Origin of the sequence: Enterobacter sp. YSU (assembly GCF_016082135.1) — a bacterium.
GTDB lineage: Bacteria > Pseudomonadota > Gammaproteobacteria > Enterobacterales > Enterobacteriaceae > Enterobacter > Enterobacter hormaechei_C.
The window spans coordinates 2,743,074-2,763,301 of sequence record NZ_CP059487.1; the positions used below are offsets into that span (position 1 = coordinate 2,743,074).

Below are 20,228 nucleotides of genomic sequence, written 5' to 3' on the forward strand. Positions count from 1 at the left end.
GTTTCCTATATGTTAAATCTCGTTAACATCTAAGCCAGATAACCATGTCCAAGCGATTGCCACCCCTAAATGCATTACGTGTTTTTGATGCAGCAGCACGCCACCTCAGCTTCACCCGCGCAGCCGATGAGCTTTTTGTGACACAGGCCGCAGTAAGTCATCAAATCAAGTCTCTGGAGGATTTTCTGGGGCTTAAGCTGTTCCGTCGACGCAACCGTTCGTTGTTGTTGACCGAAGAGGGGCAGAGCTATTTTCAGGATATTAAAGAGATTTTTTCCCAGCTGACGGAAGCCACTCGCAAGCTTCAGGCCCGGAGCGCAAAAGGCGCTCTGACTGTGAGTTTATTGCCCAGTTTTGCCATTCAGTGGCTGGTGCCGCGACTCTCAAGCTTTAACTCAACTTATCCGGGAATCGATGTCCGAATCCAGGCGGTGGACCGTCAGGAAGACAAGCTGGCAGATGATGTGGACGTGGCGATTTTTTACGGTCGCGGTAACTGGCCGGGCTTGCGTGTGGAAAAATTATACGCAGAATATCTGTTGCCGGTCTGTTCACCGCTGCTGCTGACGGGGGATAAAGCGCTCAAAACGCCCGCCGATCTGGCGCAACATACGCTTTTGCACGATGCTTCGCGTCGCGACTGGCAAACTTATACCCGCCAGTTAGGTCTTAATCATATAAACGTGCAGCAGGGGCCCATTTTTAGCCACAGCGCGATGGTGCTACAGGCTGCCATTCACGGGCAGGGCGTGGCGTTGGCAAACAACGTTATGGCGCAGTCCGAAATTGAGGCAGGCCGTCTGGTTTGCCCATTTAACGATGTACTGGTCAGCAAGAATGCATTTTATCTGGTTTGTCATGACAGTCAGGCAGAACTGGGTAAAATAGCCGCTTTCCGGCAGTGGATACTGGCGAAAGCGGCAAGCGAGCAAGAAAAATTCCGCTTCAGGTATGAACAATAACGTTTGTGTGCCGGGCACGCATCAATTCAGGACTTAAACATGACCAGCCGATTCATGCTGATTTTCGCCGCGGTGAGTGGCTTTATTTTTGTAGCTCTGGGTGCGTTTGGCGCGCATGTCTTAAGCAAATCTCTGGGCGTTGTAGAGATGGGTTGGATCCAGACCGGCCTTGAATATCAGGCGTTCCACACGCTGGCAATTTTTGGGCTGGCGGTGGCGATGCAGCGCCGCATCAGCATCTGGTTTTACTGGAGCAGCGTCTTTCTGGCGCTGGGTACCGTACTGTTCAGCGGCAGTCTTTACTGTCTGGCGCTGTCGCATTTACGCCTGTGGGCGTTTGTTACACCTGTCGGCGGCGTCAGCTTCCTGGCGGGTTGGGTGTTAATGTTTATCGGAGCTATCCGTCTGAAACGCAAGGGCGTTGTTCATGAATAAGGTTGTTTTATATTGTCGCCCGGGGTTTGAGAAAGAGTGCGCCGCGGAAATCACCGATAAAGCGGCGAAGCGTGAAGTCTTCGGATTCGCTCGCGTCAAAGAGAACGCGGGCTATGTGGTATTTGAATGCTATCAGCCTGATGATGCCGACAAGCTGGCGCGCGAACTGCCGTTCAGCTCATTGATTTTCGCCCGTCAGATGTTTGTCGCGGGCGAACTGCTGAAAGATCTTCCGCCGGAAGATCGCATCACGCCGATTGTTGGCCTGTTGCAGGGTGTGGTGGAGAAGGGCGGCGATTTGCGCGTGGAAGTGGCCGACACCAACGAAAGCAAAGAGCTGATGAAGTTCTGCCGTAAGTTCACCGTGCCGCTGCGCGCGGCGCTGCGTGATGCGGGTGTGCTGACAAACTACGAAACGCCAAAGCGCCCGGTCGTGCATATCTTCTTTATTGCGCCAGGATGTTGCTACGCCGGCTACTCGTATACCACCAATAATTCGCCGTTCTTTATGGGGATCCCGCGTCTGCGCTTCCCGGCAGATGCGCCGAGCCGTTCAACCCTGAAGCTGGAAGAGGCGTTTCACGTCTTTATCCCGGCGGACGAGTGGGACGAACGTCTGGCAAACGGCATGTATGCCATCGACCTTGGCGCGTGCCCGGGCGGCTGGACCTATCAGCTGGTGAAACGCAATATGTGGGTTTCGTCTGTGGATAACGGCCCGATGGCGCAAAGCCTGATGGATACCGGGCAGGTCACCTGGCTGCGTGAGGACGGCTTCCGCTATCGCCCGAACCGCAACAACATCTCCTGGATGGTGTGCGACATGGTAGAAAAACCGGCGAAAGTCGCGGCGCTGATGGCCTCCTGGCTGGTGAACGGCTGGTGTCGTGAGACGATTTTCAACCTCAAGCTGCCGATGAAAAAGCGCTACGAAGAGGTGTCGCAGAACCTGGCCTATATTCAGCAGCAGCTGGACGAACACGGGATTAACGCAGAAATCCAGGCGCGTCAGCTTTATCACGACCGCGAAGAAGTGACGGTCCATATCCGTCGCTGGTGGGCGGCAGTGGGTGGGCGTCGCGACGAGCGATAACGTTTGTAACGCCCGGTGGCGCTGCGCTTACCGGGCCTACAAAATCGTGTAGTTGTTTTAACGTTCTAACCTTAACTGCTGTAAATTCCCGTCCAGCTGTAAATCCGTCTGTAGCGTCGCCACCTCCCGGCAGATAAACGCCATCTCTTTATGCGCCTCCAGCTTTTTGCGCCATTTTTCCGGCACTTCATCAAGCCTGGCGTAAATTCCTTCCAGACTCTGAAACTCCGTCAGCAGCAGTGCGGCGCTTTTGGGTCCAATACCGGCGACACCCGGCACCTTAGAGCTGCTGATCCCCGCCAGCCCCCAGTAATCCGGCAGTTGCTCAGGCGATACGCCAAACTCGCTGGCAATGAATGGCGCGTCCAGCCAGCGTTTTTGAAAGTAGTCCCGGATGCGGATCGTTGGTGAGAGCAGCTGGCAGTAGCCTTTGTCGGTTGAAACGATAGTCGCCTGATGCCCGGCGCTCGCGACTTTAACCGCCAGCGTTGCGGCTAAATCGTCAGCCTCATTACCGTGGGCGCCCCAGCACGGAACGCCGCGCTGCTCAAAGGCCGCGCGGATAGCGGGCATTTCTGCGTGCAGATCGTCCGGCATCGGCGCACGTCCGGCTTTGTAGTCCGGCAGGCGCTGGTGCCGCCAGCCGGTATTGCGTGCTTCATCGTCGAATACGGCAACAGCGTGGGTGGGTTCGCTATGGCGAATGAGCTGCTCCAGCGCGTGTAAACAGGTGTCCTTGCAGGGGGTGCCCTGTACTGCATGAATACGGCGAATCAGGTTAAGTGCATCGACGATAAGCAAATGAACGGCCACAGATAATCTCCCTTCTGTCTAATGGGTGAAGGGTAACACTGAGCGCAGCATGAAACTATGAATGGTGGGGAAAACAGGAAGAAGCCTCGCAAAACGAGGCTTCCTGAGAGGCTTAATCGCAGGTGACGATCTTCATCGCCAGGCCACCGCGGGAAGTTTCGCGGTATTTGGCGTTCATATCTTTACCGGTTTCGTACATGGTTTCGATAACCTTGTCGAGGCAGACGCGCGGTTCGCTGGTACGACGCAGCGCCATACGGGCCGCGTTCACCGCTTTCACAGAGGCGATGGCGTTACGCTCGATGCATGGCACCTGGACCTGTCCGCCGACCGGATCGCAGGTCAGCCCCAGGTTATGTTCCATGCCGATTTCCGCCGCAATACAAACCTGCGCAGGACTTGCGCCCAGTAGTTCGGCCAGACCCGCCGCCGCCATAGAGCAGGCGACGCCCACTTCACCCTGACAGCCCACTTCCGCGCCGGAAATCGAGGCGTTCATCTTGTACAGTGAGCCAATCGCACTGGCGACCAGCATATACCGCGCGAGTGAGTTTGCATTCACTTCACGGATAAACTTGTCGTAATACGCCAGAACCGCCGGAACAATTCCGCACGCCCCGTTGGTTGGCGCGGTGACGACGCGGCCACCCGCGGCGTTCTCTTCGTTCACCGCCAGCGCGAACATGTTGATCCAGTCGACGACGGCCATCGGGTCGGTGGTGGTTTTGTCGGTGCTGACCAGCATGCGGCGCAGCGCAGCCGCACGACGCGGAACACGCAGTTTACCCGGCAGCACGCCTTCGGTGGTGATCCCGCGCTCAATGCCGCTGCGCATCACTTCCCAGACGTTAGCGAAGTGCTGTTCCAGCTCCTCTTTGCTGTGCAGGGCCAGCTCGTTTTTCATCATCAGGCCGGAGAGAGAAAGCCCTGTCTCCTGGCAGTGACGCTGTAAGTCGGCCGCGTTTTTGTAAGGGTACGGCACATCAACGGCAGAATTGGTGCTTTGACCAAAATGCTCCTCGTCGACGATAAACCCGCCGCCGATGGAGTAATACGTCTGGCTGTAAACCGCTTTGTCGCCGGCCAGCGCGGTAATGCGCATGCCATTCTCGTGCAGCGACAGGTTATCCGCATGGAAATTCATGCAGTGATCAACCGGGAATTCAACCTCATGCTCGCCGTTCGCCAGCAGCAAACGACCGTGGGTGTTCACGTCCTGGATAAAGCCAGGTATTGCATCAATATCAACGGTATCCGGCAGATTACCCGCCAGCCCCATGATAATGGCAATATCGGTATGGTGGCCTTTACCGGTCAGGGAAAGGGAACCATATACATCGACAACCACGCGGGTGATGTCGTGCAAAATGCCGCGTGCAATCAAGTCATCCGTGAATTGTTTACCGGCTTTCATTGGTCCGACGGTGTGAGAGCTGGAAGGACCAATACCGATTTTGAAGATATCGAATACGCTAATCATGATGCGTCCATTGCTTCAGTCAGAGGGGAGAAGTGCGCCGTCCGCAGACGGCGCAGGAGGTATTAGCTGAACAGCGAGTAGAAAATAGCGGAGATGGCAATCAGGCCCATCACAACAACGAACACGTTGCTGATATGGCCGCTGTATTTACGCATCGCAGGCACTTTCTGAATCGCGTACATCGGCATAAGGAACAGGATCATCGCGATAATCGGGCCGCCCAGGGTTTCAATCATGCCCAGAATGCTTGGGTTCAGGGTGGCTACCGCCCAGGTGGTCACCAGCATGAACAGCGCAGTGATTTTGTTCAGACGGTTGATTTCAATGGTCTTGCCTTTACCACGCAGAGATTTAATCACCATGCCGTTGAAGCCTTCACGTGCGCCCAGGTAGTGGCCCAGGAAGGATTTGGTGATGGCGATAATTGCGATGATCGGCGCCATCCACGCAATCAGCGGTGCGTTAAAGTGGTTTGCCAGGTAAGACAGAATAGAGATGTTCTGCTCTTTCGCCGCCGCCAGATCCGCCGGGGAGAGGCTCAGCACGCAGCTGAACACGAAGAACATTACGGTCAGTACCATCATGATGTGCGCGCGAGCCAGGATGCTGGAGCACTTCTTCTCTGCGCCATTGCCGTACTCTTCACGCTTCGCTACTGCGAAGGAAGAGATGATTGGCGAGTGGTTGAAGGAGAACACCATCACCGGGATCGCCAGCCACAGGGTCAGCAGCAGACCGTTGCCGGTCGTGGATGCGCTGCTCAGAGACAGGGTTTCCAGCGCAGCGCCGTTCCACTGTGGGATCAGGTACAGAGCCAGCACCATCAGAGCCGCAACAAACGGGAACACCAGCACGCTCATCGCTTTCACAATCATCTGCTCGCCGAAGCGCACGATGGTCATCATACCAACGATCAGGATCAGGGACAGAATCGCACGCGGCGGCGGGGTCATCTGAAGCTGGTGCATCATAAAGCTTTCTACGGTGTTGGTGATAGCAACGCTGTACACCAGCAGAATCGGGTAAATCGCGAAGAAGTAGAGCAGGGTAATCAGCTTACCTGCGCCGACGCCGAAGTGTTCTTCAACGACTTCAGTGATATCTTCGCCCGGGTTTTTACCGGACAGCACGAAGCGGGTCAGGCCTCGGTGCGCAAAGAAGGTCATCGGGAAGGCGATGAGAGCCATGATGATCAGCGGGATCATACCGCCGACACCTGCGTTGATAGGAAGGAACAGTACACCAGCGCCGATTGCTGTGCCGTACAGGCCAAGCATCCACATGGTATCCGTTTTGCGCCAACCGCTTCGGGATTCAATCGAAGCAACGGTGCTGGTTTGAGTGGTTTCCATCTGTATCTCCTGGAGGAAGCAAATTGTCAGGTTTTTAGTCAAATCCGATGAAAAAGCGCCTGACGGTAATATGAAATTCGTTCAGTGACGGTTTTTTAATAATTTTTGCCCGTAACTATTGGCGGGCGGAAAGATACATTCTAGTTATGAATCTATCAGTGATCGCGATCCCAAATGCAATAATCCACTTGTGATGTGGGTATATTTAGACCATTTATCTGTTAAAAAAACATCAAAGAGAATTTACGGGCGCGAAGGCTACCATTAACGACATGTTTTCGAAAAGGTCGACCCGCGAGATAGGTGTCTTTCGCTGTAAAGAAATGGGATTTTAGGATTTTCTGGCGGGTAATTTCGATTAAGGCTGATTATTTATGGTTTCAAAAACGAGGTAATCGTTTGCGCAGACGTCAGATTTGTTAATAACATTGAAGATCGCTATGAATTGCAACACGAATAAAAAAGCCGGATGACGATCCGGCTTGAGAGGAGAGGAATGTCGCTTTACTTGATGATTTCGTAACACGGAATATAGGCAGAGCCTGGAAGCTTCATGCGGTGCTGAGCGACAAAGCCCTGCAACATATCATCCATGCGGCGCATCATCTCCGGATCACCGTGGATCTTATACGGGCCAAACTCTTCAATTGCGCGTATCCCCACCTCTTTCACGTTCCCCGCCACGATGCCAGAGAAGGCGCGACGCAGGTCGGCAGCCAGCACTTCCACCGGCTGATCCGGATAGAGTTTGAGGTTCGCCATGTTCTCATGCGACGGCTCGAAGGGGATCTGAAGATCCGGTGCGATACGGATGGACCAGTTAAAGCTGTAGGCATCCCCGGTATCACGACGATTCTCTTTCACCAGCGGCATTGCTTTTTTCATCTGACGGGCCACTTCTGCGGCATCGTCAATAATAATGCGGTAGTGACGGCGTGCGTCTTCGCCCAGCGTATGCACGATAAACTCGTCCAGCACGCGGAAGTAGTCGGCGCTCTCTTTCGGGCCGGTCAGGATCAGCGGCAGAACCTGATCTTTGTTGGCCGGGTTCATCAGGATCCCGAGCAGATAAAGCAGCTCTTCCGCCGTACCTACGCCGCCCGGGAAGATAATAATGCCGTGCGCGATACGGACAAACGCCTCAAGACGTTTTTCGATATCCGGCATAATAATCAGTTCGTTAACCAGCGGGTTAGGCGGCTCAGCGGCGATGATCGACGGCTCGGTCATGCCGATAAAACGGCCTTCTTTATAGCGTTGCTGCGCGTGACCTACTGCCGCGCCTTTCATTGGTGCTTCCATCGCGCCAGGACCGCAACCGGTACAGATATTCAGTTCGCGCAGGCCGAGCTGCGTCCCCACGCGGCGGGCATACAGGTATTCGGTTTCGTTAATAGAGTGACCACCCCAGCAGACGACCATGTTCGGCGCTTCGCCCACGTGCAGGGCGCGGGCGTTACGCAGAATGGAGAAGACCAGGTTGGTGATATGAACGGAACTTTCCAGGTCAAGATGCTGGAAACGTCCGGCGTTGCTGATCTGTCCGTTAACAAACAGAATGTCGCGCAGCACGGCAAACAGGTTGGCCTGAAGTGAGCGAATAATACGCCCGTCGACAAAAGCGTCTTCCGGCGGGTTGATCACTTCCAGCTTCACCCCGCGCTCGCGGCGCAGCACGTTGATATCAAAACTTTCGAAGCGGGACAGCAGCTCTTTACTGTTGTCGGTCAGGCTTCCGGAGTTCAGTACGGCAAGTGAACAGTTACGAAACAGTTGATAAAGGTCGCTACTGGCGGTGCGTTTAAGCATGTCCACTTCCAGCTGCGACAACATATCCATAGAGCCAAGCGGGCTAATATGTGTAATCAAGTGAGCTCCTTATGGGACGATTATCGTCTTTCCCTGTTGATTACAATAGCCCTGGCTTATGACGTTTCACAACACTTCGGGCGGAATACCGCCCGCATATTGTGAAAATATTTATCTTACTGGCGCACCAGCCGTCCGGTGGCAGGCACAAAATCGGTATTGGTGCGCCACGGATTGATATCCAAACCGCCGCGACGGGTGTAGCGGGCGTAAACGCTCAGCTTTTCGGGCTGGCAGAAACGCTGGATGTCGTTGAAGATGCGCTCCACGCACTGCTCGTGGAATTCGTTGTGATGACGGAATGATACCAGGTAACGCAACAGCTTTTCACGGTCAATCTGTGGGCCGCGGTACTGGATCTGTACCGAGCCCCAGTCCGGCTGATGGGTGATAAGGCAGTTGGATTTCAGCAGATGGCTGACCAGCGTCTCGTTGACCACTTTTCCGCCCGCCGCGTTTTCCAGGTAGTCGGTGCTAAATTCATAGCTTTCCACCTCAATGTCCTGATCGTCGATGCAGGTGCCGTGGAAATGGGCGACAGGCTGTCCTTCCAGCTCATGCAGACGGTATAACGAGACGGTTACGTTCCCCTGCGCGCACGCGCTTAAATCACGTTCAAGCGTCTGTTGCACCTCGTCCCAGCTGTTGAATTTGGTCTGGTTAAAGCTGTTGAGATAGAGCTTAAAGCTCTTGGATTCGACCAGGTTTACGCTGGCGTAATCCAGCTCGACGTGGCCCACGGCCACCTGCGGCAGACCGCGCGCATTCAGCCAGGAGAGTTCGTACAGCGTCCAGATGTCGCCGCCGACAAACGGCAGCGCGTCAGCGTGCAGCCCGAGCGGATCGCGGTTCAGACTGCGCGGCACGCCCTGCAACAGGCTTGCATCGTAGGTGTCGCGGTAATCGGTCGATTTACCCAGCGTTAAGCCCGTTAACGCCTGATGATTTTCGTAAGACATGTTTCATAGCCACTTTACAGGTACACTTATGGGCTGAGTTTATCCTGTCTTACAAGAAGAGAGAAATCGGTGGATATCGAAACTGCAAATGCCCTGACGTCCTTCACGACCCGCTATTGCGATGCCTGGCATGAAAAGCGGGGGACGTGGCCGCAAAGTACTGACTTATATGGCGTGCCGTCACCGTGCATTATCGCTTCGCAGGATGGTTACGTTATTTGGCAACCGAAACCGTTCACGGGCGAGCAGAATGTAAATGCGGTTGAACGCGCGATGGACATTGTGATACAACCTGCGCTTCATGCATTTTATACCACGCAGTTTGCCGGGGATATGACTGCATGTTTTGCAGGACAGCCGTTGACGCTGCTGCAAACCTGGAGCGAAGACGATCTGCAACGCGTTCAGGAAAACCTCATTGGTCACCTGGTCACGCAAAAACGCCTTAAGCTCTCTCCGACTCTTTTTATTGCGACGCTCGACAGTGAAATGGACGTCATTTCTGTCTGCAACCTGTCTGGCGAGGTCATCAAAGAGACGCTCGGCACCCGCAATCGCGACGTTCTCGCGCCTTCACTTGCGGATTTTCTTACCCAAATTGAGCCGCTTCTGTAATCCATGATGCTACTGGACGTGTGAGAGATCTCTTACACGCTCTGTGAGACATCGCCGAAACAGTTAGCGTTGCCTTAGGAATTTCAGATTAATATTAACTTTTCTTTCAACAGGTTAGTGTTTTTCTGAAAGGAAATCCCCCGTTTCGCCTGGCTTACATTGCTTACAAGGTGGGTTGTAAGACGAAGCAGAATAGCGGATTCTATCTGTGTCGACAGGATGCCGACACGAGAAACGAACATCAGGATGATGGCGTTTCTTACCAGGGACACGTCAGGATGACGCCGCAGGAAGGCTTCAGGATGAAGCAAAGTGGATCACGCAGGATGCGTAAGGGACACCTCCAGGAAGGAGAACGAGAGCCGGTCAGGATGGTCGGTGGGTCAGGATGGCCAGGACGTTTCAGGATGAAACCTACACATCAGGACGATGTGAGCAGGAAGCAAAAGGTAAATGGATGACCAGGCCTTCGGGCATCAGGAAAAGTTGTCACGGATGAGCAGGGAGCACGTATTGTAGCTGGAATGCTGCGAAACGAACCGGGAGCACTGTTTTTACAGTGCTCCCTTTTTTTATTTCTGTCGTCCGCAATGCTATGCTTCGCGCCATTCCGTTTTTCAGTTGAGGTATATATGTCGCATCATGACAACGTTCGTGCGCAGTTGCACGCCATCGAAGCCCTTATGCGCCACCATCAGCTGTGGCAGGATAACGCGCCGCAGCCAGACGCGTTCGCCAGCACCCAACCGTTTTGTCTGGATACGCTGGCCCCGTTCGAGTGGCTCCAGTGGGTCTTAATTCCGCGTATGCACGCGCTGCTGGAAGGTGGTCACGCGTTGCCCGCATCTTTTGCCGTCTCTCCCTATTACGAAATGGCGCTGGAAGCGACCCACCCGGCGCGTGCCATGATGCTGGTGGAGCTGGAAAAGCTCGATGCGCTTTTCGCCGGTGACGATGCATGACGCTTGAGATCCTTTATCAGGATGAGTGGTTAGTGGCGGTGAATAAACCGTCCGGCTGGCTGGTGCACCGTAGCTGGCTCGATCGCGATGAGAAAGTCGTGGTCATGCAAACCGTGCGCGATCAAATCGGTCAGCACGTTTTTACTGCCCACCGTCTGGATCGGCCAACCTCTGGCGTTCTGCTGATGGGGCTTTCCAGTGAGGCCGGGCGCCTGCTGGCGCAGCAGTTTGAACAGCACCAGATCCAGAAACGCTACCACGCCATCGTGCGTGGCTGGCTGACGGATTCCGCCACGCTTGATTATCCGCTGGTGGAGGAACTGGATAAAATCGCCGATAAATTTGCCCGCGACGATAAAGGCCCGCAGCCTGCGGTGACCGACTATCGCGGTATGGCGACCACAGAACTGCCGGTGGCGACCAGCAAATTTCCGACCACGCGATACAGTCTGGTTGAGCTTTTGCCCAAAACCGGGCGCAAGCACCAGCTTCGCCGCCATCTTGCACATCTGCGCCACCCAATTATCGGCGACAGCAAGCACGGCGATCTGCGCCAGAACCGCAGCGCGGCCGAGCACTTTGGCTGTAACCGGCTGATGCTGCACGCCAGCGAGCTACGCCTGACGCACCCGTTTACCGGCGAACCGCTGACTATTCGCGCAGGACTGGACGAGGTCTGGATGCAGGCGCTGTCACAGTTTGGCTGGCTGGGACAACTCCCCGAAAATGAAAGGGTTGAGTTTGCCGCAGGCAACGTTCAGGATGAACAGCAAGCGCAATAATTACGGGAGCAAAGCATGGCTGAAGTAGGCATTTTTGTCGGCACGATGTACGGCAACTCGCTGCTGGTGGCGGAGGAAGCGGAAGCAATCCTCTTAAACCGGGGCCATAAAGCAACGGTCTATGAAGATCCGGAGCTGGCGGACTGGGAAAAGTATAAAGATAAATACATTCTGGTGGTGACCTCCACCACCGGGCAGGGCGATCTGCCGGACAGCATCGTCCCGCTTTTCCAGGGCATTAAAGACCAGCTTGGCTATCAGCCAGATGTTCACTATGGCATCATCGCCCTCGGCGATAGCTCTTACGCCAATTTCTGCGGTGGCGGTAAGCAGTTCGACGCGCTGTTGCAGGAACAGAGCGCTCAGCGCGTCGGAGAGATGTTGCTGATTGATGCGGGTGAACACCCTGAGCCAGAAAGCGAGTCAAATCCCTGGGTTGAACACTGGGCAACGCTCCTGAACTAACCCTGTACTATACAAACGCCAGGCCGGGTCAGGCGTAGCCGCCACCCGGCATTACACCCCGCCCCAAACGCCATTTCCGTGAACCACCTTCCACTCCTCTGGGCTTATGCCCTAAACAACCTCCCTCACGCCCTTCAATACTGTGTTTTTGCACGGTGAGGTGAAGAGGCACTCCTTCATATACTTTTCCCGTCACTATAAAACGGCTTCTGGCCGTACCAAAACCAAACACAAATCTCTCATTCTGATTACCCTACAGGTGCTGTACAGAATGAACCAGGCGAAAGCTATGTTTCAGGAGTGCAACAATGAGTACATTAAGCCACGCGGCGAGCAGCGCTGAGAAGCGCACCAACGCCCGCTACTGGATAGTGGTGATGCTGTTTATCGTCACCTCTTTCAACTACGGCGACCGTGCCACGTTATCCATTGCCGGCTCTGAGATGGCAAAGGACATCGGACTTGATCCGGTAGGTATGGGTTATGTTTTCTCCGCATTTTCATGGGCCTACGTAATCGGCCAAATCCCTGGCGGCTGGCTGCTGGACCGCTTTGGTTCAAAACGGGTCTATTTCTGGTCCATTTTCATCTGGTCGATGTTTACCCTGTTACAGGGCTTCGTGGATATCTTCAGCGGCTTCGGCATTATCATTGCGCTCTTTACCCTCCGCTTCCTGGTGGGCTTAGCGGAAGCGCCATCGTTCCCTGGCAACAGCCGTATTGTGGCCGCATGGTTCCCGGCGCAGGAGAGGGGAACGGCGGTAGCCATCTTTAACTCGGCGCAATACTTTGCGACGGTTATTTTCGCGCCAATCATGGGCTGGCTGACGCACGAAGTGGGCTGGTCGCACGTCTTCTTCTTCATGGGCGGGCTGGGGATCGTCATCAGCTTCATCTGGCTGAAAGTGATCCACGAACCAAACCAGCATCCGGGCGTGAACAAGAAAGAGCTGGACTACATTGCTGAAGGTGGGGCGCTGATCAACATGGATCAGAAAACCCAGAAAGCTAAAGTTCCGTTCAGCCAGAAATGGGGGCAGATCAAACAGCTCGTCGGCTCACGAATGATGATCGGTATCTATCTCGGCCAGTACTGCATTAACGCCTTAACTTACTTCTTCATTACCTGGTTCCCGGTTTACCTGGTGCAGGCGCGTGGGATGTCGATTCTGAAGGCGGGGTTTGTCGCTTCCGTGCCGGCCATCTGCGGCTTCGTGGGTGGGGTGCTTGGCGGGGTCATCTCCGACTGGCTGATGCGTCGTACCGGTTCGCTGAATATTGCGCGTAAAACGCCAATCGTGCTCGGCATGCTGCTCTCCATGACCATGGTGTTCTGTAACTACGTCAGCGCGGAGTGGATGATTATCGGCTTTATGGCGATGGCCTTCTTCGGTAAAGGCATTGGCGCACTGGGCTGGGCGGTGATGGCAGATACCGCGCCGAAAGAGATCAGCGGCCTGAGCGGCGGTCTGTTCAACATGTTTGGCAACATTTCCGGCATTGTCACCCCAATCGCTATCGGTTACATCGTCGGCACCACTGGCTCCTTCAACGGCGCGCTGATTTATGTAGGCGTCCATGCGCTGGTGGCGGTACTCAGTTATCTGGTGCTGGTGGGTGACATCAAACGAATCGAACTGAAACCTGTTGGGGAGCGCGGATGATGACAACGCAATCAAGCCCGATCGTGACGGAGATGAAGGTCATTCCGGTGGCGGGGCAGGACAGCATGCTGCTCAACATTGGTGGCGCGCATAACGCCTGGTTCACCCGCAACATTGTGGTGCTGACCGACAGCGCAGGGAATACCGGCGTCGGGGAAGCGCCTGGCGGAGAGGTGATTTACCAGACGCTGGTCGACGCCATCCCGCAGGTGGTTGGGCAGGAGGTCGCCCGCCTGAACAAGGTGGTTCAGCGGGTGCATAAGGGCAACCAGTCGGCGGATTTTGATACCTTCGGCAAAGGCGCCTGGACGTTTGAACTGCGCGTTAACGCGGTGGCGGCGCTGGAGGCGGCTCTCCTCGATTTACTGGGCAAGGCGCTGAACGTGCCGGTCTGCGAACTGCTGGGGCCAGGCAAACAGCGTAATGCGGTAACGGTGCTGGGCTATCTGTTCTACGTTGGCGACCGGACGAAAACCGATCTGCCGTATCTGGAACGCTCGCCGGGCAGCCACGAGTGGTATCACCTGCGTCATCAGGAGGCGCTCTCTGGCGAGGCGGTGGTACGCCTTGCAGAGGCGGCGCAGGATCGCTACGGCTTCAAAGACTTCAAGCTGAAAGGCGGCGTTCTGCCCGGCGAGCAGGAGATTGACAGCGTGCGCGCGTTGAAAAAACGCTTCCCGGAGGCACGCATCACCGTCGATCCGAACGGCGCCTGGCTGCTGGATGAAGCTATCACGCTGTGCAAAGGGCTGGGCGACGTGCTGACCTACGCGGAAGATCCGTGCGGCGCCGAGCAGGGATTTTCTGGCCGCGAGGTGATGGCCGAATTCCGCCGCGCTACCGGGCTGCCGGTTGCGACCAACATGATCGCCACCAACTGGCGTGAAATGGGCCATGCGGTGATGCTGAATGCGGTGGACATACCGCTGGCGGACCCGCACTTCTGGACCCTTTCCGGCGCGGTGCGCGTGGCGCAGCTGTGCGATGACTGGGGGCTCACCTGGGGCTGCCACTCCAATAACCATTTCGACATTTCGCTGGCGATGTTTACCCACGTTGGCGCGGCGGCGCCGGGCAACCCGACCGCCATCGATACGCACTGGATCTGGCAGGAAGGCGAAGCGCGCCTGACCAAAAATCCACTTGAAATCAAAAACGGCACAATTGCCGTACCGGATGCGCCGGGGCTGGGCGTGGAGCTTGACTGGGATCAGATCCACAAGGCGCATGAAGCGTATAAAAAACTGCCGGGCGGCGCGCGCAACGACGCAGGCCCGATGCAGTACCTTATCCCCGGCTGGACATTTGACCGTAAGCGCCCTGTATTTGGACGTCACTGATAAAAGGATCGAACGATGAGCACATTTTCTACCCCTGTAGTCACCTCCATGCAGATCATTCCTGTCGCGGGACATGACAGCATGCTGATGAACCTGAGCGGCGCCCATGCGCCGTTCTTCACCCGTAATATTGTGGTGATCAAGGACAACTCAGGGCATACCGGTGTCGGTGAAATCCCGGGCGGGGAGAAGATCCGTAAAACGCTGGAGGACGCCATTCCGCTGGTGGTGGGTAAAACGCTGGGCGAGTACAAAAATGTGCTGACTCGCGTGCGTACGACCTTTGCCGATCGTGATGCGGGTGGCCGTGGTCTGCAAACGTTTGATCTGCGCACCACTATCCATGTGGTCACGGGCATTGAAGCCGCGATGCTGGATCTGCTGGGCCAGCATCTTGGCGTCAATGTCGCCTCCCTGCTGGGCGACGGCCAACAGCGCAGCGAAGTGGAAATGCTCGGCTACCTGTTCTTTATCGGCAACCGCAAACTCACCCCGCTGCCGTACCAGAGCCAGCCGGACGAAAAATGCGACTGGTATCGTGTGCGTCACGATGAAGCGATGACCCCGGACGCGGTAGTGCGCCTGGCGGAAGCCGCGTATGAAAAATATGGCTTTAATGACTTCAAGCTGAAAGGCGGTGTACTGGCGGGTGAAGAAGAAGCAGAGGCGATCGCCGCGCTGGCGAAGCGCTTCCCGCAGGCGCGCGTCACGCTGGATCCGAACGGTGCCTGGTCGCTTGATGAGGCGATAAAAATCGGTAAGCAGCTTAAAGGCGTGCTGGCCTATGCGGAAGATCCGTGCGGTGCAGAGCAGGGGTTCTCCGGACGTGAAGTGATGGCGGAGTTCCGTCGCGCCACCGGGCTGCCAACCGCCACCAACATGATCGCGACCGACTGGCGTCAGATGGGGCACACGCTCTCGCTGCAATCGGTGGACATTCCGCTGGCAGACCCGCACTTCTGGACGATGCAGGGCTCGGTTCGCGTGGCGCAGATGTGCCATGAGTTCGGCCTGACCTGGGGCTCGCACTCCAACAACCACTTCGACATCTCGCTGGCGATGTTCACCCACGTGGCGGCTGCCGCGCCGGGCAACATTACCGCCATCGACACCCACTGGATCTGGCAGGAGGGCAACCAGCGTCTGACCAAACAGCCGTTTGAAATCAAAGGCGGTATGGTACAGGTTCCTGCTACGCCGGGTCTGGGCGTAGAACTGGATATGGACCAGGTCATGAAAGCGCATGAGCTGTACCAGAAACACGGCCTGGGGGCGCGTGATGACGCGCTGGCGATGCAATACCTGATCCCAGAGTGGACATTCGACAATAAACGTCCGTGCATGGTACGATAAGCGCATTGGGACCGCTCCCATGAGTGGTCCCTTACGTGGTGTATGCTTAACGTAACTAACATGCGTAAGGATGGCTTATGAAAATTGTTATCGCTCCGGACTCGTATAAGGAAAGCTTGAGCGCGCTGGAGGTGGCGACAGCGATAGAGGTCGGTTTTCGCGACATTTTCCCGTCAGCGGACTATGTCAAATTACCGGTTGCCGATGGTGGCGAAGGGACGGTGGAAGCGATGGTGGCAGCCACGCATGGGCGTCTTGTCCATGTTCCCGTTACCGGGCCTTTGGGTGAACGCGTGGAAGGGTTTTTCGGGTTATCCGGAGACGGGAAAAGCGCCTTTATCGAGATGGCGGCAGCGAGCGGTCTGGAGCTTGTTGCTCCCGCAAAGCGTAACCCGTTAATCACCACCTCCTGGGGAACCGGGGAACTGATCCGTCATGCGCTGGATGCGGGCGTTAAGCATATCATTATTGGCATTGGAGGCAGCGCGACCAATGACGGTGGCGCAGGCATGGTGCAGGCGCTGGGCGTAAAACTGCTGGATGCGAAAGCGCAGCCCGTAGGGCCGGGCGGCGGCGAACTGGCAAGCCTTGCACATATCGATCTTAGCGGGCTGGATAAGCGGCTGGCAGACTGTCGAATTGAAGTGGCCTGCGATGTGACCAACCCTCTGATCGGCGAGACAGGCGCTTCTGCGGTATTTGGTCCGCAGAAAGGGGCGACGCCGGAGATGATCAGGACGCTGGACAACGCGCTGGCGCATTACGCAAAAATTATCGCCCGGGATCTGGATATTGACGTCTTAAACCTGGCGGGCGGCGGTGCGGCTGGCGGAATGGGGGCGGCGCTGTATGCATTTTGCGGCGCACAGCTCCGTCAGGGGATTGAGATTGTCACCGATGCCCTGCATCTTGATGAACAGGTCGCGGACGCCGATCTGGTGATCACGGGCGAAGGGCGTATCGACAGCCAGACGATCCACGGCAAAGTGCCCGTTGGCGTGGCGAGAGTCGCGAAACGCTATAACAAGCCAGTTATCGGCATTGCCGGCAGCCTGACGGCGGATGTTGGCGTGGTGCATGAGCATGGACTGGATGCCGTATTCAGCGTGATCTACACCATCTGCTCGCTGGAGGATGCGCTGGAAAATGCGCAACAGAATGTACAGATGGCCGCAAGGAATATTGCAGCGGTGATAAAGATGGGGCGGGGGATGTCGCGTTAACGTTCGTGCTCCTGTAGGCCCGGTAAGCGAAGCGCCACCGGGCTTTGGTCTTAGCTCCCCAACACCTTCATTGCTTCCCGCGTCACGTTGTCCATCTCGTCCAGCAGCTCCAGGAACTCCGGTTCGAGATCGGATTCTGGCGTACCCGCGCGGAGCTGCTGTTCAAGCAACTGGCAGAGATTTTTCAACCGCGGTACGCCGCTGTAGCCGCAGCTGCCGTGCAGTTTATGAATGGCTTCCAGCAGTCCTTCGGGGTTTTCACCCACCAGCTGTTCTTCAACCTTGTTACGGATCTCAGGCAGGAAGTCCACCAGCATTTGCAGCATATCGCGGGCCAGATCGGGTTTGCCCGCCGCCTGGCGCAGCGCCAGTTGCCAGTCAAACGTGGCATTCTGGTTAACGCTGATCTCCGGCGATTCAGCTGTAATGGTGTATGTCCCGCCAATGTGCCCCGGCTTGTAGCGCAGCAGCAGGCTGTGCAGCTTCTCTTCGTCGATCGGTTTCGCCAGATAATCGTTCATGCCCGCACCCAGCAGTTTCTCCTTTTGCCCCGCCATCGCGTGCGCCGTCACGGCAATCACCGGCGTCTGCTGCTGGTGCGGAAGCTGGCGAATCAACTCGCAGGCGCGGATGCCATCCATGCCCGGCATCTGAATATCCATCAGGATCAGGTCGAACTGCATCTGTTTGGCTTGTTCCACGGCTTCGGCGCCGCTGGTACACAGCTCAACATGCTGAACCTGATCCTCAAGCAGCACGCCAATCAGCTTCAGGTTCGCCGGGTTGTCGTCCACGGCCATCACCGTCATCGGCAGCTTATGTTCGTCGTTTTCCAGCGGCAGGGACTGATGCGTCAGACGGCAATATTCGGTCAGCGCAGGTAACAGCCGTGTGGCGGTGAGGGGTTTCAGCAGACACGCCGCCGCTCCGTCGTTTTTCAGCTCTTCGGCGTTGATTTGGGCGTGGCACGGCAGCGCCAGCAGCAGGTAGTCCGTCATTGAGGCCGCCTTCGCCAGGCGTTCCTGCTGCATGGTCAGTTCTCCGGTAAACGTCACCGGAATCCCCAACAACAGGATATCGTAATGATCGTTCGCCAGCGCGGAGAAGGTCGGGCTGTAGATGACCTCCAGCGGCGTGCTGCTTAATACATCAAGCGTACACTGCGCCGCCGCGGCGTTCGGTTCCACATAGGCCAGACGCATCCCCTTCAGGCACCCGGTGACCGGGCCGTCGGTCTGCACGTTCGGGTTAAGATCAAGGTTGATATGGAACCAGAAGGTTGAGCCCCGGTTAGGCTGGCTGTGGAAGGAAATATCGCCTCCCATCTCTTTCACCAGCTTTTGGGTGATCACCAGCCCCAGGCCCGTTCCGCCGTGACGACGGGAAATGCTCGCATCGGCCTGGCGGAAAGCCTGGAACAGACGCGTCTGATCGCGCTCCGGAATACCAATTCCGGTATCCCGGATCTGCACTTCAATCTGGACTTTGTTATTACTGAGCGCCCTTTTTTCGACCAGAATATCGATGTTGCCGCTCTCGGTGAACTTAATCGCGTTGCCCACCAGATTGGTAATGACCTGTTGCAGGCGCAACGGGTCGCCAATGACGTTATCCGGCACATCATTTTTAATATTGAGCGTCAGTTCCAGACCCTTATCATGCGATGAGTGGGCAAGAAGCGTGACCACGTCATCCAGCGTGCTGCGCAGCGGGAAGGGAATACTCTCCAGAATCAGCTTGCCCGCTTCCAGCTTCGAGAAGTCCAGTACGTCGTTAATAATGGTCAGCAGGTTGTTGGCTGAGCGTTCAATGGTATGCAGATGGTCACGCTGGGTCGGGTTCAGCTCGCTTTTGAGCGTCAGACGGGTGAAGCCAATCACCCCGTTCAGCGGCGTGCGCAGCTCGTGCGACATGTTCGCCAGGAACTCAGACTTAATACGTGCCGCCTCCTGCGCACGTTTTTTCGCCAGATCCAGCTCCACGTTCTGGATCTCCATCTGCTCCAGCGTTTCGCGCAGGTCAGAGGTGGCCTGGTCAACGTTGTGCTGCATCTCTTCGTGATAAGCCGCCAGCGACATCGCCATTGAGTTGATGCCATTTTTCAGCATATCCAGCTCGCCGAGCATAAAGCCTTCCACGCGGCTGTCGAGCTGACCCCGGCGGATCCGGTCAACGGTATTCACCATGTTGCGGATAGGCCCCGTGACGTCGCGCATCAGTCGCCAGCCGAAGATCAGCGCGATGCCGATGCAGAACAGCATCATCACGCCGGAGATGAATATTTCTTTGTACTGCTGGAGCCGTACCGACTTAAGATCCAGCTCCAGCGCCACATATCCCAGCATATTATTGCTGGACTTCGCATCGGACTGGGCGGATTCATCGGGTGAATAGCTTTCGGAGATAATCGGCGTGCGCAGGATCATGATATCGCCGCGCCGCAACACCGTAAGGTGACGCGGGAAGGGGGTACCATCCGGGATTTTCAGCGACGTGGGATCCAGATGGAAATTCGAGGTGACGAACAGACGGTTATGCTCATCGTAAACGGAAATGGCGCGCACAATCTCTGAATGACGGCGGTGCAGCACGCTGATTAACTGACCAATGGATTCACGGTTTTGCAGGTTCATACCGTACTCGCTGGAGACGGCCAGCGGTTCGATAATGCTGGCCCCGGCATCTTCAAGCTGTCTCTGCAAATCGTTATAGCGATGCACCACAAAGAAAATGCTCAGCAGCAAACCGATGAGAACGGTAGGAGCGAGGATCAAAATCATCATGCGCGCGCGCAGGCTGTAGTTGGTCATGGAGTTCCGTTATGGGACAATCAGGCTAATTATGTTTATTTGAGAACAATC

The 20,228-nt window shown here is 56.0% G+C and carries 17 protein-coding genes; 11 read left to right on the forward strand and 6 right to left on the reverse strand.

Annotated elements, in window-relative coordinates; all coding sequences use genetic code 11:
* The first annotated feature begins 44 nt into the window (after positions 1–44).
* From gcvA to rlmM, 3 genes are read left to right on the forward strand one after another with little or no spacing between them, the layout of a single operon-like run.
* On the forward strand, positions 45–962 hold the full coding sequence (gcvA, locus tag H2Z33_RS13350; RefSeq protein ID WP_003862758.1) for a glycine cleavage system transcriptional regulator GcvA: 918 nt from the start codon (positions 45–47) through the stop codon (positions 960–962).
* Between the two features lie 39 nt (positions 963–1,001).
* On the forward strand, positions 1,002–1,397 hold the full coding sequence (locus H2Z33_RS13355; protein WP_003862756.1) for a DUF423 domain-containing protein: 396 nt from the start codon (positions 1,002–1,004) through the stop codon (positions 1,395–1,397).
* Entirely contained in the window at positions 1,390–2,490 is a 1,101-nt protein-coding gene (rlmM, locus tag H2Z33_RS13360) for a 23S rRNA (cytidine(2498)-2'-O)-methyltransferase RlmM (protein WP_045340018.1), read from the forward strand. Before H2Z33_RS13355 ends, rlmM begins: the two co-directional genes overlap by 8 nt.
* Before the next feature lie 57 nt (positions 2,491–2,547).
* Here the strand turns inward: rlmM and xni are convergent, their stop codons facing one another.
* The 5 genes from xni to queF all read right to left on the reverse strand — a co-directional run bounded on the left by xni (position 2,548) and on the right by queF (position 8,963).
* Positions 2,548–3,303, reverse strand: coding sequence for a flap endonuclease Xni (gene xni, locus H2Z33_RS13365; RefSeq protein WP_063134873.1), 756 nt, complete (start codon positions 3,301–3,303; stop codon positions 2,548–2,550).
* A 112-nt stretch (positions 3,304–3,415) separates the two neighbouring features.
* Complete coding sequence (locus H2Z33_RS13370) at positions 3,416–4,783, reverse strand: L-serine ammonia-lyase (RefSeq protein ID WP_045911285.1); 1,368 nt, start codon at positions 4,781–4,783, stop codon at positions 3,416–3,418.
* A 62-nt stretch (positions 4,784–4,845) separates the two neighbouring features.
* Positions 4,846–6,135, reverse strand: coding sequence for an HAAAP family serine/threonine permease (locus H2Z33_RS13375; protein ID WP_003862749.1), 1,290 nt, complete (start codon positions 6,133–6,135; stop codon positions 4,846–4,848).
* Between the two features lie 504 nt (positions 6,136–6,639).
* Positions 6,640–8,004, reverse strand: a complete 1,365-nt coding sequence (gene ppnN / locus H2Z33_RS13380; RefSeq protein ID WP_003862748.1) for a nucleotide 5'-monophosphate nucleosidase PpnN — start codon at positions 8,002–8,004, stop codon at positions 6,640–6,642.
* Positions 8,005–8,120: 116 nt separating this feature from the next.
* Positions 8,121–8,963 (reverse strand): NADPH-dependent 7-cyano-7-deazaguanine reductase QueF, encoded by an 843-nt coding sequence (gene queF, locus H2Z33_RS13385; RefSeq protein WP_015571734.1) that lies wholly within the window; start codon positions 8,961–8,963, stop codon positions 8,121–8,123.
* 69 nt (positions 8,964–9,032) lie between these two features.
* On the opposite strand from queF, the gene syd reads away from it, so the two are divergent.
* The 8 genes from syd (at position 9,033) to H2Z33_RS13425 (ending at position 17,367) form a co-directional block, all read left to right on the forward strand.
* Positions 9,033–9,578, forward strand: coding sequence for a SecY-interacting protein (gene syd, locus H2Z33_RS13390; protein ID WP_063134874.1), 546 nt, complete (start codon positions 9,033–9,035; stop codon positions 9,576–9,578).
* Positions 9,579–10,210: 632 nt separating this feature from the next.
* Positions 10,211–10,540: a YqcC family protein gene (locus H2Z33_RS13395; RefSeq protein WP_045347787.1), complete on the forward strand. Its 330-nt coding sequence runs from the start codon at positions 10,211–10,213 to the stop codon at positions 10,538–10,540.
* The gene (gene truC, locus H2Z33_RS13400; protein WP_058689543.1) at positions 10,537–11,322 is read left to right on the forward strand and encodes a tRNA pseudouridine(65) synthase TruC; all 786 of its coding nucleotides are present in this window, start codon (positions 10,537–10,539) and stop codon (positions 11,320–11,322) included. Before H2Z33_RS13395 ends, truC begins: the two co-directional genes overlap by 4 nt.
* Positions 11,323–11,337: 15 nt before the next feature.
* Positions 11,338–11,787 (forward strand): flavodoxin, encoded by a 450-nt coding sequence (locus tag H2Z33_RS13405; RefSeq protein ID WP_058689542.1) that lies wholly within the window; start codon positions 11,338–11,340, stop codon positions 11,785–11,787.
* A gap of 308 nt (positions 11,788–12,095) precedes the next feature.
* The gene (gudP, locus tag H2Z33_RS13410) at positions 12,096–13,451 is read left to right on the forward strand and encodes a galactarate/glucarate/glycerate transporter GudP (RefSeq protein WP_003862734.1); all 1,356 of its coding nucleotides are present in this window, start codon (positions 12,096–12,098) and stop codon (positions 13,449–13,451) included.
* Positions 13,451–14,791 (forward strand): enolase C-terminal domain-like protein, encoded by a 1,341-nt coding sequence (locus H2Z33_RS13415; protein ID WP_026080574.1) that lies wholly within the window; start codon positions 13,451–13,453, stop codon positions 14,789–14,791. Before gudP ends, H2Z33_RS13415 begins: the two co-directional genes overlap by 1 nt.
* Before the next feature lie 15 nt (positions 14,792–14,806).
* Positions 14,807–16,144 (forward strand): glucarate dehydratase, encoded by a 1,338-nt coding sequence (gudD, locus tag H2Z33_RS13420; protein ID WP_032619132.1) that lies wholly within the window; start codon positions 14,807–14,809, stop codon positions 16,142–16,144.
* Between the two features lie 77 nt (positions 16,145–16,221).
* A complete protein-coding gene (locus tag H2Z33_RS13425) occupies positions 16,222–17,367 on the forward strand; it encodes a glycerate kinase (RefSeq protein ID WP_032102905.1) in 1,146 nt (381 codons plus the stop codon).
* 50 nt (positions 17,368–17,417) lie between these two features.
* Here the strand turns inward: H2Z33_RS13425 and barA are convergent, their stop codons facing one another.
* Positions 17,418–20,177, reverse strand: coding sequence for a two-component sensor histidine kinase BarA (barA, locus tag H2Z33_RS13430; protein ID WP_003862726.1), 2,760 nt, complete (start codon positions 20,175–20,177; stop codon positions 17,418–17,420).
* Positions 20,178–20,228 lie beyond the last annotated feature (51 nt).